We start from the raw sequence: 17,482 nt of genomic DNA, 5'->3' as shown, positions 1-17,482 counted from the left end.
AGAGCGGCCAGTGCCGGCGCGACCTCCCACTGCCCGACCAGCGCGTCGTACTCCGCGCGCTGTTCGGCGGTGGGCGCCGCACCCGTGCGCCGGGCGCGCAGCATCAGGTTGCGCGGCGTGTGCGCGGAGTCGATGAACTCCACCACGTCCACCTTGTAACCGTTGAGCCGCAGCAGCCCGGCGCGCAGCGAGTCGGTGAGCACGTCGGCGAAGCGTTCCCGCAGGATCGCGTGCCGGGTGAACTCGCCGAACGGCGAGGGCGCGGCATTGCCCTTGAGCTGGGCGGCGATGTCGTGGTGGCAGCACGGCGCGGCCAGCACCCAGCGCGCCTCCCACCGCACCGCGCGGGCCAGCGCCTGGTCGGTGGCGGTGTCGCAGGCGTGCAACGCCAGCACGAGATCCGGCGTGAACGGCAGCTCGGCCGCTTCGATGGTGCCGGCCACGAACGTGACCTCGGCCGAACATCCGAGCCGGGCGGCGACCTCGGTGTTGCGTACCCGCTGATCCTCGCGGACATCGACCCCGGCGACCTGGACCGCGACGCCGCGCCCGGCCAGATAACGGTAGGCGGCGAAGGTCAGGTAAGCGTTCCCGCAGCCCAGATCGACGACGCGCAGCGTCGGCGGCAGCTCGTCGGGCAGCGTGGCGGCCAGCGCGCGCAGGAACGCGTCGATCTGCCGGCGCTTGGCCGCGTTGCCCCCGATCACCTCGAACAGCGGGTCGCCCGGATCGAGGAGCCACTGCTTGGCCCGGTCATGGGCGTGCGGGGCGGCGACCGAGGAGGACGCCGAGCGGTGCACCTGCGCGTCACCCTTCTTGGTGATCCGGACCTGCACCGTGGCCGACTCGGTCTCCACATGCCAGTTCCCGAACGGCTCGGCGAGCAGCTCGTCCACCGCGGACGCGGCCTCCGCGCCGGGCGCGACGTTGCGTGTGAAGGGCCGCGCCCCGTCGTCGGTGACGATCTGCAGCCGCGGACCGCTCTTCAGCGTGACGGGGCGAACCTGCGCGCGTGTGACCGACGGCACATGCCCGCGGCGGCGGCCGGCCGCGACGGCACGGGTCAGCCCCGGGGTCAGCAGAAGTTCGCGCACCTCGGCGAGCGCTTGTTCGAGCGGTTGTGGCATGACTCCATTCTGCCCGCCCGGTGAGATGGTCCGGCGGGGCTGTGAACCAGGGCTCACCGCTGCCAGGTCGTTCGGCCGGGAAGAGACACGATCCGATGAAGGCGAGCCGGGGGGTGCGCTATCGGATGAAGGCGAGCCGGGGGGTGCGCTATCGGATGAAGGCGAGCCGGGGGTGCGCCATCCGATGAGGGCAAGCCGGAGGAGGCCCCATCCGATCAGGGCAAGCGGGACGACGCACGATCCGATGGGCAAGCGGCCTGGGATCGTACGAACGATCCCAGGCTTCTTCGCCGATCAGTTCTCCGCGGTGCCCACCCCGGCCTCGGAACCGCCGGTCATGCTCTCGGCCGGCTCACCGGTGGCCCGGGTGCTCCGGCGGCGACGGCGCGGCGGGGCGTCGCCGGACGCGGCCTCGGCGGGGGCCGGCGGCTCTTCGGCGGCCGGAGTCCCGGCGGCCGGGGCCTCGGTCTCGGAGAAGATCACCGTGGCGGCCGACGTGGTCCGGCGGCGGCGGGTGCGAGCCCGCGGCGCCGCCTCGTCGGCGGGGGCCGCCGGCGCCTCGGTGGGAGCGTCCGACGACGGTCCGGAGGCTTCCGGCGTACCGCCGAGGTTGGCATCCTCACCCTCGACGACCCGCCGCCGGCGTCGCTGCCGCTTGGGCCGCTCCGCCCCCTCGTCGGCGGCCGGCGGGGCCGAGCCGTCCGGCGAGGCCGGGGCCGAGCCGCCGCGGGCGCGCCCGCCGCGGCCACCGCGGTCGCCACGGTCGCCACGCGAGCGGCGTCCCCGGCCCCCGCCGCCGAGATCCTCCTCGACCTCTGCGGAGAGACCGGCCCGGTTGCGCTCGGCGGTGGGCAGGGTGCCCGAGATGTCGGACGGGATGTCCAGGTCGGCGTAGAGCGCGGGGCTGGTGTGGTACGTCTCCGGGGGCTCCGGCATGCCGAGCGCGAGCGACTTGTCGATCAGCACCCAGCGCGGCATGTCCTCCCAGTCCACGAACGTGACCGCGACACCCGTGGCGCCCGCGCGGCCGGTCCGGCCGATGCGGTGCGTGTAGGTCTCCGGGTCCTCCGGACAGTCGTAGTTGATCACGTGGGTGACGCCGGAGACGTCCAGCCCGCGGGCCGCGACGTCGGTGGCGACCAGCACGTCGATCTTGCCGCTGCGGAACGCCCGCAGCGCCCGTTCCCGGGCGCCCTGGCCCAGGTCGCCGTGTACCGCGGCGACCGCGAAGCCACGGAAGTCGAGCTCCTCGGCGACCTTGTCGGCGGCCCGCTTGGTCCGCGTGAAGATCATCGTGAGGCTGCGGTCCTTGGCCTGCAGGATCCGGGCCAGCATCTCGATCTTGTTGAGCGGGTGGGTGCGGTAGACCACCTGCTTGGTCAGCGGGTTGGGCCCGCTGTCGGTGGTGTGACCGGCGTGGATGGTCATCGGGTTGTGCAGGAACCGGCGGGACAGCGCCACGATCGGGTCCGGCATGGTGGCCGAGAACAGCATGGTCTGCCGCTGCTCGGGGAGCATCGCCAGGATCTTCTCGACGTCGTCCAGGAAGCCCAGGTCGAGCATCCGGTCGGCCTCGTCGAGCACCAGCGCGCCGACCGCGTTCAGCTTGAGCTGCTTCTGCTTGGCCAGGTCGAGCAGGCGGCCGGGCGTGCCGACGAGGACCTCGACGCCTTTCTTCAGGGCGTCGACCTGCGGTTCGTACGCCACGCCGCCGTAGATCGGCAGCACCCGGACGCCGCGGGTGCTGCCGGCGGCGGCCAGGTCCCGGGCCACCTGCAGGCCCAGCTCGCGGGTGGGGACGACGATCAGTGCCTGCGGCCGGCCGTCGGCGCCCTCGGAAGGGGCGAGGACCCGCTCCAGCAGCGGCAGGCCGAAGCCGAGTGTCTTGCCGGTGCCGGTCGGGGCCTGGCCGATCAGGTCGGAGCCGCGCAGCGCGATGGGCAGCGCGTACTCCTGGATGGCGAAGGCGTGCGTGATGCCGGCCTTGGCCAGCGCCTCCACGGTCTCGGGACGGACGCCCAGCTCAGCGAAGGTCGGGCTGTCCGGGCGAACCGGAGCACGGTTCGTCACGGGGACTAGAGCTTGCTCATTGTCGGTCATGAAGTTTTACGGGTGCCCTCTCGTGGTGCGCCCGTCGAGTGTCTGGGGCGCGGTTTGGTTTGGCGCGGGCCGCACGCTCGGAAGCGGGCCACACGCGGGGCCGTCGAGAACAGATCGACGGCGACACCAGCCACTCTACCCGACTCAATAGCAGACACACCCAAGAGCAGTTACGGGAGGGAACCCTGGGACCAGGGCGCCCTCCCGTGACCGCATCAGCGGGTGGTGAAGCCGAACGGCCGGTGCGAGGCCTCGGCGATCTCCACGTAGGCCAGCTTGGCGACCGGGACGATCACCTTGCGGCCCTTCTCATCCGTGAGCGAAAGGACGCCGTCCTTGGCCAGAGCCTCGGACACGGCCTGCTCGACCTCCGCCGGAGTCTGAGCGCTTTCCAGCACGAGCTCACGCGGCGACTGCTGCACGCCGATCTTGACCTCCACGGAGTCCTCCTCTGTCAACCCGTGTACCGCTTCGAAAGGCTATCCGATTTCCGGTGCCGTTCCGGCAGTTGAACCGCCCTGCAGGGGGAAGCTCGCGATCCCACGCCAGATCAGAGCGGCGACGAGGCTCTCGGCTTCAGCTTTGGGCGTACGCCGGCCGTTCGCCAGCCAGTACTGCGCGGCGGCCCCGGAGGCCCCGGCGAGCCCGGAGGCGAGCAGTCGCGCCTGGTCCGGCCGGAGCCCGGTGTCCGAGATGATGGTCTCGGTCAGCGCCTCGATGCAGCCCTGCTCGACCCGCTCGACCCGCTGCCGGACCTGCGGGTCGTTGCGCAGGTCGGACTCGAAGACCAGGCGGAACGCCTCGCTCTCGTGATCCATGAAGTCGAAGTACGCGCGGACCGCGCCCTTCACCCGCTCCTTGTTGTCCGGGGTCGCCTCCAACGCGTCCCGGACCTTGGCGATGATGGCGTCGCAGTGCGTGTCCAGCAGCGCCAGGTAGAGCTCGAGCTTGCCGGGGAAGTGCTGGTAGAGCACGGGCTTGGAAACGCCCGCGCGCTCCGCGATGTCGTCCATCGCGGCGGCGTGGTAGCCGTGCGCGACGAAGATCTGCTGGGCGGCCGCCAGCAGTTGCTTTCGGCGTGCCGATCGAGGCAGCCGGGTGGGGCGAGTGGTCTGAGCCCCGCCGGACGCGGCGGTCATATCTGGTGAACCTCCAGGGGGTCGGTCCCCGCGGTCTGTCGGCGCGGATTGCCCGGATCGGCGCTTGTCGCGGTCGTGCGGGCAATTGTCGCGACGCTGCAACTTATCGCCACTGCAACCACACGGTAGCCTCAGCGGGGGCGAGCGAGGAGCACGCGGTGGATGAAACAGGGCATTCCGGAGACACCGGAGCCGCGGGTGGCGGCAACGGTGCCGACGCGTATGACCGCAATCGGATGAACGGCTGGGCGAGCGGCGAGAGCCCGTGGCCGAACCCGGGACCAGCGCTGGAAGAGGAGGCCGACGTGCCTCCGTGGCGGCGCGGCAACCTCGGCCGGCAGGCCTTCCCGGAGCGCCCCTTCGGGCCGGCCCCGAGCTCGGCCGTGCCGGCGCAGGTGCCCCCGCCGCCGGGCTTCGTGGACCCGCCGCAGCCCACCGAGATTCCCCCTTCCGGGGGCACCGAGACGTCCCCCTGGTCCGGCGATCGCAGCCGGTTGGCTGACATTCTCGGACACCGGCCGCGCCCGGTCGACCCGACATCGCCCGCCCCGTCCAGCGCGCCCCCCTTTCCGTACGAGGGGGACCTCGACGACTCGTACCGGGCCGCCCCGCCTGTGCAGCGCGCCGCCGTGCCGATGGCCCGGCCCGCCCCGCAGGCGCGCACCGAATGGACGCCCGGTGAGCCGGGCCCGACCCAGGGAGATCCACTGAGCCGTACCGACGCGCCGTCCGAACCGATCCGCTCCCGGCATGCGCTGGTCAACGACACGTTGGCGCAGGGCCTGCCCCGGGTGGAGCCCACCGCGCAGGTGGGGGACCCGCGATCGGCGGAGAACGAGATGCCGGCGTACGACGCCGCCCTCTCGCGTCGTGGTTACCAGCCGGCCGCGCCGTATCCTGCGGACAGCTACGGCTCCGCGCTGGAGGAGCCGAGCGGAGTCCTGCCGCAGCGCGTGCCGGCCCAGCCGGACGTGCCCCGAGTCCCGGAGCCGCCCGTCGTGGAGCCATCGGCCGAGGCCCCCGCCCTGGCACGGATCGCGACGCACCTGCGCCGCGGTGACGTGGTGCCCGCGCAGGAGCGCCAGGAGGGCTTCGACGTACAGGCCATCCTGGCCGCGGTGCGCGAGGTGGCGGGGGTCCGCGACGCCTCGCTGCGGGCCACCCCGGCCGGCGCGCACAGCCTCCGGCTGGACCTCGCCGACGGCGCCGACGCGGCCGAGGTGAGCCGTCAGGTCGCCCGCCTGCTCCAGGAGCGGATGGGCCTGGACGCGGCGATGCCCGGGGCGTTCGGCGCGGCCCCGGCGGCGCCGCCCGCCCCGATCGTGCCCGCCCAGGCCACCCGGCCCGGCCGTGCCCCGGTCCGGCCGGTCTCACCGGCCCCGCCGGTGGCCGCCGCGACCTCCGCGCCCCCGGCCCCGGCGCCGGTCTCCGCCGCCCCGGTCTCGGCCGCCCCGATCTCCGCGGCTCCGGTGACCCCCACGCCGCTGATGGCGCCCCCGCCGCCGCTGCCCACCCCGAGACCGAAACCGGAGCCGGCGCCCGCGGCCTTGGCCCCGCGCGACCTCAACAAGCCGCGCCCGCTCGATCCGGGCGACCGGCCCGGACCGCGTGTCCTGATCGAGAACGTGCACGTCAACACGTTCGGAGCGGACGCCACCGTGGAGGTCCGGCTGCGCGCCGGCGACCGGGCCGCCTCGGGCGTCGCCACCGGCCCGGCCGTCGACGGCTACCTGCTGCGCCTGTGCGCCACCGCCACCGCCGGCGCTGTCGACGAGTTGCTCTCCGCCTCGACGCACGCCGACGGCCCGGCCCGCTGCTTCGTCGAGCACGCCTCCGCGGTCTCGTTCGGCTCCACCCAGGTCGCCGTCGTGGTGCTGCTGCTCTCCTGCGCCGGGGGCGGCTGGGTCGAGCAGCTCTCCGGCTCGGCCGTGGTCACCGGCGACGACCGGCACGCCATGGTGCGCGCCACATTGGCTGCGGTGAACCGCCGCGTCGAGGCACTGTTGGCCTAGTGAGGGGAGCGGTGCTGGCCGGCGACAGCGAGCTGTTGCCGGAGGGTGAGGTGCCGCCACCCTGGCCCGCGCGGCGGGTCACGGTGGGCGGTGCGATGCTGCACGTCCGGGACACTCCGGCCACCCGGCCGGACGCCGAGCCCGCGGTGTACGTGCACGGCCTCGGCGGCTCCTCGCAGAACTTCACCGACCTGGCCGGCCTGCTCGCCGACCGGTTTGCCGGGCAGGCCGTCGACCTGCCCGGCTTCGGGTACAGCGACCCCAGCCCGAGGTACTCGATCCCGGCCTTCGCGGCCACCCTGACCGACTACCTGGACGCCGCCGGCCGCGGCCCGGTCCACCTGGTCGGCAACTCGCTCGGCGGCTCCATCTCGGTGCGGGTCGCGGCGCTGCGCCCGGACCTGGTGCGCACCCTCACGCTGATCTCGCCGGCCATGCCGTTCCTGGACCCGCGTCGCACCGCGCAGGGGCCGATGCTGCCGTTGCTCGCGTTGCCCGGCGCGGAGCGGCTGATGGCCTGGGGCCTGACCCGGATCACCGCGGAGCAGATGGCCGAGCAGGTGCTGGCCGCCTGCTTCGGGGACACCAGCAAGGTCCATCCGCAGCGCCGTGCCGAGGCGCTGGAGGAGATCCAGCTGCGGTACACCATCGACCACTACCCACGGGCCTATCTGGGCACGTTGCGCGGCCTGGTGGGCAGTTTCCTGAGGGCCTACCTGCCGGGGGTGAACTCGCAGTGGCGGCTGGCCGCGCGGGTGCAGGCGCCGACGCTGGTGGTCGGCGGCCTCAACGACAAGCTGGTCGACCCGCGGGTGCCGGCGCAGGTGGCCCGGACGATCCCGGACGGGCGCCTGCTGATCCTGCCCGGCGTGGGGCACGTCGCGCAGATGGAGGTTCCGCGGATCGTGGCGCGCGGGATCGTCGGGATGGTGAACGACGTGCGCGCCGGCACCCGATAGTGCGTGCCTCACAAGATCGACTCGGGCGAGTGCGAATGGCGCTCGTGTGCGAGGCTGAGCGCGAAATGATCGCTCCTGTCACGCCGGCGCGCGCGCCGGACCAGCCGCCACCCGCAGGCGATCGGTGGCGCCAGTGGTGGCTGGCGCTTTTCTCGGTCACGTTGGTGCTGCTCACCGTCGTTTCGGTGGCCTCTCGGCAGCCGGATCCGCCGGCTCCCGTATCGGCTCCGGCCGCGCCTTCGCCCTCGGCGCCGGCGCCGATCCTGGAATCCGCGGCAGCCCAGATTCCCGCGGTGCCCCCGGCTCCCTCGGCCTCGCCTTCGGCCTCGGCCTCCCCGGCGTCCATCGATCCCGGGATCCTGCAACTGCCCGGGATGGTCCCGGCGCGGGGTTCGGGCCGTTTCTCGTACGCCGTGAAGCGCGGTTCCGTGCTGGGCGGCAAAGGAGGGCTGCGCCGTTTCCGGGTGGCCGTGGAGAACGGCGGCGGCGAGGACCCGGAGGCGTTCGCCGCCCAGGTGGTGAGCACGCTCGGCGACACACGCAGCTGGATCGGCAACCGGAACCTGCGTCTGCAGATGGTTGGCGCGGACGAGCCGGCCGACTTCACGGTGTTCCTGGCCACCCGGGACACCGCGGGTGACATGTGCCGGCGGGGCGGGACGAACATCCGGATCGGCGGGGTGCCGTACACGTCCTGCCGGGTGACCGGCGCGGCGATCATCAACCTGGACCGGTACCGGAAGTCGGCGAAGCCGTATCTGACCGCCAAGGTTCCGCTGGCGGTGTACCGCAACTACGTGATCAACCATGAGGTCGGCCACGAGCTGGGGCACCACCACGAGGGATGCCCGGAGAACGGCGGTCCGGCCCCGGTGATGGTCCAGCAGACGCTGACCACCCGGGGGTGCGTGCCGTTCGCCTGGCCACGCCTGCACAACCGGCCCTTCACCGGTCCGGCCCTCTGATCGCCCGATCGCGCCCGCCGGTCCGGTCCGGCCCTGAGATCCCCTACCTGTGGGACTCGGTTCCCCCGGTGGGGAATCCGATTCTGCTGTGACAAGTGGCTCAGTTCTGGCAGGCTGACCCTTGTTATGGCAAACGCGACAAATGCCTCCCCTGAGCCGGTGGCCGGCCCGGACTCACCGGGCCGGCGGACCCGCAACGAGCCGTCCCGGGCGAAATCGACGTCCGCGGCGACCGCGGCCCCGGCCAAGGGCGTGATCACGGCCCGGACCGGCGCCGCGAAGAAACCCGCCCGCCCGCGCCCCGCCGCGGCCGAAGCGGCCAAGCCCTCCGCGCGCTCGCGGCCCGCGGCCGTCGAAGCGGCCAAGCCGCCCGCGCGCTCGCGGCCCGCCGCGGCCGAAGCGGCCAAGCCCTCCGCGCGCTCGCGGCCCGCGGCCGCCGAAGCGGCCAAGCCCTCCGCGCGCTCGCGGCCCGCCGCAGTCGAACCGGCCAAGCCGCCCGCGCGCTCGACGCCCACCCAGCCGGTGGCTACGCCCTCGACGGCCAAGCCGGCCGCCACGGGAGCGTCCAAGGCCAAGCCGGCAGCCGACCCCGTCCCCGGCACGGCGGCCCGGAGCGGCCCCACCACGCCAGGCGGCCGGCATCGTCGCGCCGCCGAGCCGCTGGAGCCCGTCGGCCGGCACCGCGCGGAACAGCAGCCCCACCACGCCCAGCCGCAGCCCTCCGGCCCGCCGGTGGACCCGGAGACCGGGCTGCCCCCGGGCATGACCCGCGGCATCCTGGAACTGGCCGCCGAGCGGCTGGCCGCGGCCCGGGCGGCGGCCCGGTCCGGCGACGACGGGCAGCCCGAGGCCGTGGAGCCGGAACCCGAGCCCACCCCGGCCGGGCGTCAGGGGCAGCCCGAGCCCGAGCCCGCCACGGAACAGCCGGCGCAGGCCGATCCCGCCGCGGCGGACGTCCAGCCGGGCCGGTCCACCCGGCGCCGCCCGGTCGCCCGCTCGGCCTCGCCCATCGACGCCCTGCCGGCCGCGCGCGCCGCAAGGCGGGAGGCGGAGACGACGGAGACGACGGCCCTGGCGTATCCCGCGCCAGCCGGCCCGACGCCGCTGAGCCACGCGGGCCCGGCTGCGCCGACGGCCGATCCTGATCCCGGTCTCGCCCCGACGGCTGATCCGGACCCCGCGCCGGACGCCCCGGCCGGGCGGACCGGGACTTCGGCGTACCCGGGCCTGGACGAGGACGAGATCACCCGACCGATCCGGCCGCACGACACCGCCGAGCTCCCGCGCATCCTCGCGGAACCCGAGCACGAGGACGCCGCCTGGTTCTGGTCCACCACCGACCACCCGCCGGCCGGCCTCCCGGAGAGTCTGCGGCTCCCGGTGGGCATCCCGGAGGGTCTGTGGCACCCGGCCGAGCACGAACCGCCCCAGGACGACCGGCCGACACGCGAGCAGCCCGTCCTCACCCGGCCGGCGCACGAACAGCCGGTGCTCACCTCGCCGGCACACCAGCCGCCAGCCCTCGACCAGCCGGGCGACGATCACCAGAGCCGTGCCGAGGCCGCGGAACCGCGCCCGGAGACCACCGACCCGGTCGTCGAGACCGACCGGAGCCTCGCGGAGGACGCCGGCGGGCACACCGGCATCCGGGCCAGGCTGACCCCGTCCGGCCGCAAGCTGTTGCGCCGTCGCCGCCGGGTGACCTTCCTGGCGTACCTCCTGATCGTTTTCTTGATCTTGATGGTCGGCCATGAGCTGCGGGACCCGCAGCGGCCCACCGCGGTCGAGCACGAGGCCGCCCCACGGGTGGAACAGCCGCACCAACCGCCCCGGCTGACGCCGGAGCAGGAGAAACGAGAACAGGTGGGCTCGGTGCGGGGAGTTCTGCCGACCGCCGCCGAGGCTTCCGGCCGGGCCGGGGATTTCCGGTACGCCCGGACGCGCGGCCCGGTTCTCGGGAGGTCCGGTCGGATGCACCGGTTCAAGGTGGCCGTCGAGGAGACGGTCGGCGACGTCGACCCGGACGACTTTTCCGCGATGCTCGACCGCACGCTGGGTGACGAACGGAGCTGGATCGGCAGCGGCGATCTGCGCCTGCGCCGGGTCCCGGAGTCGTCCGGCGACGCGGAGTTCACCGTCTTCCTGGCCTCGCCGGCGACGTCGGAGAAGATGTGCGCCGAGGGTGGCCTGCACACCGAGGGGTACACCTCGTGCCGGGTGCCCGGCCAGGTGATCATCAACGCCGAGCGCTGGGCGGCCGCGGTGCCGGACTACGGCGACGACCTCGACGCCTACCGTCAGTACACGATCAACCACGAGATCGGCCACCAGCTCGGGCACGGTCACGAGTCCTGCCCGGGACGGCGCAGGCCGGCCCCGGTGATGCTGCAACAGACGTACGGCCTGGACGGCTGCACCCGGAACCCATGGCCCTACCTCGACGGCAAGCGGTACTCCGGCGAGGCCCGTCGCTGATTATTCCGGGATCCCGCATGTCGGGCCGTGGCCGACGTCATGGGCAGATCGGCGCCGAACGAGCGACAATGGGCGGCGATCCTTACCAACCGAACCCGGGGAGTGAACTGTGGCTCTGCCCCCGCTCGTCGAGCCGGCCGCCGAGCTGAGCGTCGACGAGATCCGCCGCTATTCGCGTCACCTGATCATCCCCGATGTCGGGATGGACGGGCAGAAGCGGCTGAAGAACGCCAAGGTCCTCGCCGTCGGCGCGGGCGGCCTCGGCTCGCCGACCCTGATGTACCTGGCCGCGGCCGGCGTGGGCACGCTGGGCATCATCGACTTCGACACGGTCGACGAGTCCAACCTGCAGCGTCAGATCATCCACGGTGTCTCCGACGTCGGCACGCCCAAGGCGGAGTCGGCGGCGCGCAGCATCGCGGAGATCAACCCGCTGGTGAACGTGGTCATCCACAACACCGCGCTGGACCGCGACAACGTCAAAGAGATCTTCAGCCAGTACGACCTGATCGTCGACGGCACCGACAACTTCGCGACGCGCTACATGGTGAACGACGCCGCGGTGCTGCTCGGCAAGCCGTACGTGTGGGGTTCGATCTACCGGTTCGACGGCCAGGCCTCGGTCTTCTGGGAGGAGCACGGTCCCTGCTACCGCTGCCTCTACCCGGAGCCCCCGCCGCCCGGCATGGTCCCGAGCTGCGCCGAGGGCGGCGTCCTCGGCGTGCTCTGCGCGTCGATCGGCTCGATCCAGGTCAACGAGGCGATCAAGCTGATCACCGGCATCGGTGAGCCGCTGGTCGGCGGCCTGATGGTCTACGACGCCCTGGAGATGTCGTACCGCAAGATCAAGGTCCGCAAGGACCCGAACTGCGCGCTCTGCGGGGAGAACCCGACAGTCACCGACCTGCTGGAGGACTACGAGGACTTCTGCGGCGCGGTCTCCGACGAGGCGCAGGAGGCGGTCACCGGCTCGACGATCACCGCCCGCGAGCTCAAGGAGTGGCAGGACAGCGGCAAGGACGTGTTCCTGGTCGACGTCCGCGAGCCGGCCGAGTGGGAGATCAACCGGATCCCCGGCGCGGTGCTGATCCCCAAGGGCGAGATCCTGTCCGGCGAGGCGCTGGCGAAGTTCCCGCAGGACCGGCAGATCGTGCTGCACTGCAAGTCGGGCGTGCGCTCGGCGGAGGCGCTGGCGGCGATCAAGGCGGCCGGCTTCAAGGACGCCGTGCACGTCCAGGGCGGCATCGTCTCCTGGGTGAACACGGTCGACCCGTCGCTGCCGTCGTACTGATGATCGTTTCGGGACCGGCGCCCCGGGCTGCGGCCTGGGCGCCGGCCCCGGACAGTCTCGGGACTGACACTCCTCAGTGTGACAGTTTGGCGACGGAATCGGACCATTGCGACAGATGGCCGAAGGCGTCGGCGAAACACGGAATCGGCGGGTAGCGTCGTCACCGTGGTCGATATCGATGCCGCGATCCGTTACGTCGTGGCCCATGGTGACCCGGTCGAACGTGCGCGTTTGTCGTATCTGCGGACCGGTCAGCCGGCGTCCCCGGAGATCATCGATCGGATCGCCGGCGGGCAGATGCCGGAGGGCGGCTGGCCCGCCTCGGCCGAGGGACAGGTCCCCTCGGTCGACGCCACCTGCTTCCGCCTCGGCGAGCTGGATGATCTCGGTGGCCTGCAGGCGGGTCCGGTGGCGGAGCGCGCGCTGCACTGGCTGGCCGGCGCCCAGCGACCGGACGGCACCTGGCAGGAGCACGATTCGCTGGCCGGCGAGGCCCCGGCGTGGGCGCTGCCCGGCGACCCGGAGGCCACGCTCTACCTGACCTCGGTGGCCGGTTTCTGGCTGACCGCGGCGGCCGTCGAGATCGATCCGTATCAGACGCGCGGCCGGTATGGGGACGTGCTCGCCTCGGCGGCCGGTTTCGTCGCGGGCCAGCTACGGCCGGACGGCAGCTGGCCGTCCTTCCTGGCGGCCGGCTGGCACGCCGCCGGGCTGCTCCACCAGCAGCAGTACTTCTACGAGTCGGCCCGGGTGCAGCAGGTGCTCGGCGAGCGGCTGCCGGACATGTCCCCGGCCGACGTGGCGGCGATGGCCGCCGCGCTGCGCCGGGTGAACCTCGGCGACGACTGGCTGCTGCGCAACGCGCGCAAGAGGCTGGCCGAGACGCAGCGGCCGGACGGCGGCTGGGACAGCAACGAGGGTCCGGTCTTCGACGTGAACATCACGCTCACGGCCCTGCGCGCCTGCCGCTGACCCCACGGCATCGCGCGGCCCGGCTTTCGGCCGGCACTGATGGTTGTCTCGCGCCGGGATGACGACTATCAGCCCCAGCCGGAACAGCGGCGGCCCCGGACCGTGCCCGGGGCCGCTACCTGCCGAAGGGGTCAGGGACGGCCGAGCGCCCGGTACTCCCAGCCCGCGGCCCGCCACGACGCCGGGATCAGCGCGTGCCGCCCGTCGATGATCTTCCGGGAGGTCACGACCTGGCCCATGATCTCCGGGTCGATCTCCCGGAACTCGGTCCACTCGGTCAGCAGCACGACCACGTCCGCGTCCATCGCCGCATCCAGCGCGCTCGCCCCGTACCGCAGCTCGGGGTGCGCCCGCCGCGCGTTGTCGTTGGCGGCCGGGTCGAAGACGGTCACCGTCGCGCCCATCCGGTGCAGCGTCGCCGCCACGTCCAGAGCCGGCGCGTCCCGGATGTCGTCCGAGTTGGGCTTGAACGCCGCGCCCAGCGCCGCCACCCGCTTGCCGGCCACGTCCCCGCCGGCGAGCTCGAGCACGAGGTCGACGGTCCGCGCCCGCCGGCGCCGATTGATGCCGTCGATCTCGCGGAGGAAGCCGACCGCCTGCCCGACGCCGAGCTCCTCGGCCCGGTGCGCGAACGCGCGGATGTCCTTGGGCAGGCAGCCGCCGCCGAAGCCGAGACCGGGGCGCAGGAACTTGCCGCCGATCCGGTCGTCGTAGGCGAGCGCCTCGGCCAGGTCTGTCACGTCGGCGCCGGTCGCCTCGCACACTTCGGCCATCGCGTTGATGTACGAGATCTTGGTGGCCAGGAACGAGTTCGCGGCCACCTTGACCAGCTCGGCGGTCTGCAGGTCGGTCACCTTGACCGGCACACCCTGGGCGAGCACCGGCTGGAACGCCGACCGCAGCTGCGCCTCGGCCCACGGCGAGGTGACACCGAAGACCAGCCGGTCCGGCTTCATGGTGTCCTCGACGGCGAAGCCCTCGCGCAGGAACTCCGGGTTCCACGCCAGCTCGACCTGGTCGCCGGCCGGGGCGGTGGCGCGGACCAGTTCGGTGAGCCGGGCCGCCGTGCCGACCGGAACTGTCGACTTGCCGACCACCAGGGCCTTGCGGGTGAGGTGCCCGGCGAGCGCGGTGACCGACGCGTCGACGTACGTCATGTCCGCCGCCTCGGAGTCCTTGCGCTGCGGCGTACCCACGCAGATGAAGTGCACGTCGCCGAACTCGCCGGCCTCGGCGAACGAGGTGGTGAACCGTAGCCGGCCGCTGTCCAGGGCCTTGGCCAGCATCTCCGGCAGCCCGGGCTCGAAGAACGGCACCTCGCCGGCGTTCAACCGGTCGATCTTGCTGGCGTCGACGTCGACGCCGAGCACCTCGTAGCCCATGACGGCCATGCAGATCGCGTGCGTGGCGCCGAGGTAGCCGGTGCCGATGACGGTGAGGCGGGGAAGCTTGCTCATCTCTGGGTGCTCCTCTAGGCGCAGTCGACGTTGGCGAGGCCCTTCGCGGCGCCTACGACCTGGTTGTCGCAGCTCACGCGGTTGTCCTCGACGGGGGCGAAGTGGAATCCGTAACCGGAGCCGTTCAGCTGGGCGACGTTTCCGGTGAAGGTGTTGCCGCGGCCCCAGCCCTTGACGACCGAGTGGGTCTGGAACCCGTCCTCGGGGCTGTTCGTGCCGGTGTTCTTGCTGATGGTCCAGTTGTTGCCCTTGACGTCGACCCAGGAGTCGGCGTCCTCGAGCAGGCCGGAGCCGTCGAACGTGTTGCCGGTGACGGTCCCGCCGGTGGTGCCTTCCTTCACGTCCACCGCCTCGGCGGTGGTCGCGCTGATCTTGTTGTCGCGGACCACGTTGCGGTCGCTGTTGTCCGGCTGGCCGCCGGTGATGGTCGGCCAGTTGGAGACCGCCGAGCCCACGTAGACGCCTTCGCCGAACTTCTCCCGGCGCTGGCCGGTGTTCGAGATGGTGTTCTTCTCCACCACGTTGTCGCTGGAGAACTTCCGCAGGTGGATGGCCTCGTCGCCGATGCCGGTCACGGTCAGGCCGGAGATCACCGCGTGGTTCGTGCTGTCGGCCATGACCCCCTTCTGCGAGTTGCGGACCGTGAAGCCGGTGAGACGCCAGTAGTCGGCGCCGTCCAGGTGGACGGCGTACCCCTTCTTGATGCCACCGCCGTCGATGACGGCGCCGGCCCCGCCGCACAGGGTGATCGGCTGGGCCTCGGTGCCCTTGGCGGTGGCGACGAACCGGCCCTCGTAGACGCCGTCGGCGAGCTGGATGGTGGCGCCCGGGGTGGCCTGGCTGAGCGCCGCCTCGAGCTGTTCGGCGGAGGCGACCTGCACGGTGGATCCCGAGCAGCCGGAGGCCCCGCCGGTGGCCGGTCCGGAGCCGAGCGGCCCGGTCTCGGGGGTCCCGGAGTCGAGCGGGCCGGTGTCGACCGGCTGGGTGGGCAGCCCGGCGGGCGCGCCGGTGGTGGGCACGACAACCGGGTCGTCCTGTCCCGAGCAGCCGCTCAACAAAACCGCGGTGACCGCGCCGAGGGTGGCCAGGGTGCGGGCCCTCATCGGCCGGCTCCGACGAGCCGGACGGTGGTCTCGCCGGGGCCGCCCGTGGCGGCGTTCTGCTTGCCGCTGAGCTCCTGGAGGGTCCGGCTGTTGGCGTACGGGCTGGAGATCCCCTCGGCCCGCCGTCGCCGGAGCCCGAGCACCGCAGAGATGATGATGAGCAGCAGGATGCCCGCCCAGAGCAGCGTCATGGGGCTGGCGTAGTGCCGGAACCGCACCCAGAACGCGCTGGTGTCGTGCCAGGCGCCGATCTGGTTGTGCTCCGACTTGATCTTGCCTTCCACGCGGGACAGGTCGACCGCGCTCGGCCCGACTCCGGCCACCACGTTGTAGGACACCTTGCTGCCCCCGGTCGCGCCGACCAGCGCGATGCCGTGGTGGGTGGCCTCGTTGATGGTGTTCCCCTGTACGTCGCCGGACGATCCGCGAATATAGATCGCGGTGTCCGCCTTGGCAATGATGTTGCCGGTGACGGTGGCCTTGGTGACCCCGTCACGTAGGGCGACGCCCTGCCGGTTCGGGCCGGTGACCCGATTGCCGCTGATCGTCACGTGGTCGGCGCCGGCGCGTGCGACGATGCCCATGTCGTTGCCGGTGACCTCGTTGTTCTCCACCGAGATGTTGAGGCCGCCGATCACCTCGACCCCGTAGTGGTGGTTGTCCCGGGACACCGAGTTGGCGATCGAGTTGTTGCCGTAGCTGCCGACGTACTCGCCGGACGCGGAGGCGCCGGTGGCCAGTGGCAGGCCGTCGACGGTGAAGCCGTTGCCGCCGTTGCGCTCGGTCGTGCTGGCGGAGACCCGGACCTCCTGGGCGGCCCGGGAGAGGACGATGCCGTCGCCGCCGTTGTCGCTGGAGACCACCCGCTCCACCACGGCGCTGGACGCGAAGCGGTGCAGCAGCAGCCCGTCGTACAGGCTTTTCGTGATCGAAGTGTCGCTCAGAGTGATGCCGTTGGCGCTGGAGATGAACATCCCGAACGCGTTGCCGGTGATCGTGGAGTGGTCGATGTCGCCGGACACGTAGGACAGGCCGGGCACGTCGAACCGGGTGTCCGGGATGTTCAGGGCGCCGCTCGGCTGGGCGAAGACGTCACCCGCGCCGGGCGCCGCGGTGGCCGACCTGTCCTCGGACAGCCGCTGGTCCTTGGCCTCGTGCCGCTCCGTCTTGGTCAGGTGGGTGGGCCCCACGACGTCACCGGTGTCCGGCCGGTCGGTGCCGGTCAGGCTGACCCCGCCGGTGCGGCCGCTCCAGAAACCGAGATCGGAGACCTTGGTGTACGTCATGGAGAACTGCCCACCGATGGCCCGCAGATAGGCCCGCCCGTCGTTCACGTCGGTGTCCGGCCGCGTGGTCCGCCGGTCCCAGCTGGTGATCGTGGTGGGCGCCTGCGGGGTGCCGTCGATGGTCAGCGACCCGCCGAACGACACGATGGACACGAACCCGTTGGTGTTGGAGGCCAGCCGCAGCGTGAGGCCGCCCGGGTTGGAGAGCCGCAGCTTGGCGCCCGAGTTGAGGTAGATGTTCTCGGTCAGCAGGTAGCTGCCGTCGGACTGCCGGGTGAACGTCTGCGGCGCGAGCTTGAGCAGGTCGGTCACGGTGTACGGCTCGCGGCGCTGGGTCAGCACGAGGGTGTAACCCGCGCTGGTGTTGAGCCGGTACGGGTTGCTCCAGTTGGCGCCGCGGGTCGGGGCCACCGCGGCGACCGCGCGCACCTCGGTGAGCCGGCGGTCCTCGGCGGCGACCAGGGCGGCCTGCCGGTCCGCGTTCGTGGTGTCGATGGCGCCGGCCTCCTCGGCGAGCGCCGGTGCGGGCAGCGCGGCCAGCGACAGGCCGGCGGTGACAGCCGCCAGGGTGCTGGTCAGGATTCGGAACGTCATGC

The 17,482-nt window shown here is 72.6% G+C and carries 13 protein-coding genes; 6 read left to right on the top strand and 7 right to left on the bottom strand.

Annotated features, from left to right (window positions below):
- The 4 genes from Asi03nite_RS19025 to Asi03nite_RS19010 all read right to left on the bottom strand — a co-directional run.
- On the bottom strand, positions 1-1,127 hold a 1,127-nt coding region (locus tag Asi03nite_RS19025), incomplete at its 3' end, for a class I SAM-dependent methyltransferase (protein ID WP_203681461.1).
- Positions 1,128-1,421: 294 nt separating this feature from the next.
- Positions 1,422-3,227 carry a DEAD/DEAH box helicase gene (locus Asi03nite_RS19020; RefSeq protein ID WP_203681459.1) on the bottom strand — a complete coding sequence of 602 codons (1,806 nt, stop codon included), beginning with the start codon at positions 3,225-3,227 and terminating at the stop codon, positions 1,422-1,424.
- A 215-nt stretch (positions 3,228-3,442) separates the two neighbouring features.
- On the bottom strand, positions 3,443-3,667 hold the full coding sequence (locus tag Asi03nite_RS19015; protein WP_203681457.1) for a DUF3107 domain-containing protein: 225 nt from the start codon (positions 3,665-3,667) through the stop codon (positions 3,443-3,445).
- Positions 3,668-3,706: 39 nt separating this feature from the next.
- A complete protein-coding gene (locus tag Asi03nite_RS19010) occupies positions 3,707-4,366 on the bottom strand; it encodes a TetR/AcrR family transcriptional regulator (RefSeq protein WP_203681455.1) in 660 nt (219 codons plus the stop codon).
- A 305-nt stretch (positions 4,367-4,671) separates the two neighbouring features.
- On the opposite strand from Asi03nite_RS19010, the gene Asi03nite_RS19005 reads away from it, so the two are divergent.
- From Asi03nite_RS19005 to Asi03nite_RS18980, 6 genes are all read left to right on the top strand, one after another.
- Positions 4,672-6,378 (top strand): Daple, encoded by a 1,707-nt coding sequence (locus Asi03nite_RS19005; protein ID WP_239102775.1) that lies wholly within the window; start codon positions 4,672-4,674, stop codon positions 6,376-6,378.
- Positions 6,378-7,337: an alpha/beta fold hydrolase gene (locus Asi03nite_RS19000; protein ID WP_203681451.1), complete on the top strand. Its 960-nt coding sequence runs from the start codon at positions 6,378-6,380 to the stop codon at positions 7,335-7,337. The genes Asi03nite_RS19005 and Asi03nite_RS19000 overlap by 1 nt, the downstream gene beginning before the upstream one ends.
- 293 nt (positions 7,338-7,630) lie before the next feature.
- Positions 7,631-8,302, top strand: a complete 672-nt coding sequence (locus Asi03nite_RS18995; protein ID WP_239102774.1) for a DUF3152 domain-containing protein — start codon at positions 7,631-7,633, stop codon at positions 8,300-8,302.
- A 126-nt stretch (positions 8,303-8,428) separates the two neighbouring features.
- Positions 8,429-10,777: a DUF3152 domain-containing protein gene (locus tag Asi03nite_RS37940; RefSeq protein ID WP_239102773.1), complete on the top strand. Its 2,349-nt coding sequence runs from the start codon at positions 8,429-8,431 to the stop codon at positions 10,775-10,777.
- Between the two features lie 109 nt (positions 10,778-10,886).
- The gene (gene moeZ, locus Asi03nite_RS18985) at positions 10,887-12,068 is read left to right on the top strand and encodes an adenylyltransferase/sulfurtransferase MoeZ (RefSeq protein WP_203681448.1); all 1,182 of its coding nucleotides are present in this window, start codon (positions 10,887-10,889) and stop codon (positions 12,066-12,068) included.
- A 165-nt stretch (positions 12,069-12,233) separates the two neighbouring features.
- On the top strand, positions 12,234-13,040 hold the full coding sequence (locus Asi03nite_RS18980; RefSeq protein ID WP_203681447.1) for a prenyltransferase/squalene oxidase repeat-containing protein: 807 nt from the start codon (positions 12,234-12,236) through the stop codon (positions 13,038-13,040).
- Positions 13,041-13,171: 131 nt separating this feature from the next.
- Here Asi03nite_RS18980 and Asi03nite_RS18975 read toward each other — a convergent pair whose 3' ends face one another.
- The 3 genes from Asi03nite_RS18975 to Asi03nite_RS18965 are packed head-to-tail and all read right to left on the bottom strand — an operon-like array spanning position 13,172 to position 17,480.
- Positions 13,172-14,497, bottom strand: a complete 1,326-nt coding sequence (locus tag Asi03nite_RS18975) for a UDP-glucose dehydrogenase family protein (RefSeq protein WP_203681446.1) — start codon at positions 14,495-14,497, stop codon at positions 13,172-13,174.
- 14 nt (positions 14,498-14,511) lie between these two features.
- A complete protein-coding gene (locus Asi03nite_RS18970; protein WP_239102772.1) occupies positions 14,512-15,600 on the bottom strand; it encodes a right-handed parallel beta-helix repeat-containing protein in 1,089 nt (362 codons plus the stop codon).
- Complete coding sequence (locus Asi03nite_RS18965) at positions 15,597-17,480, bottom strand: right-handed parallel beta-helix repeat-containing protein (protein ID WP_203681445.1); 1,884 nt, start codon at positions 17,478-17,480, stop codon at positions 15,597-15,599. The genes Asi03nite_RS18970 and Asi03nite_RS18965 overlap by 4 nt, the downstream gene beginning before the upstream one ends.
- Positions 17,481-17,482: the final 2 nt, after the last annotated feature.

This window comes from Actinoplanes siamensis, assembly GCF_016862395.1.
Lineage (GTDB): Bacteria > Actinomycetota > Actinomycetes > Mycobacteriales > Micromonosporaceae > Actinoplanes > Actinoplanes siamensis.
This window is presented reverse-complemented; position numbering and strand designations above follow the sequence as displayed.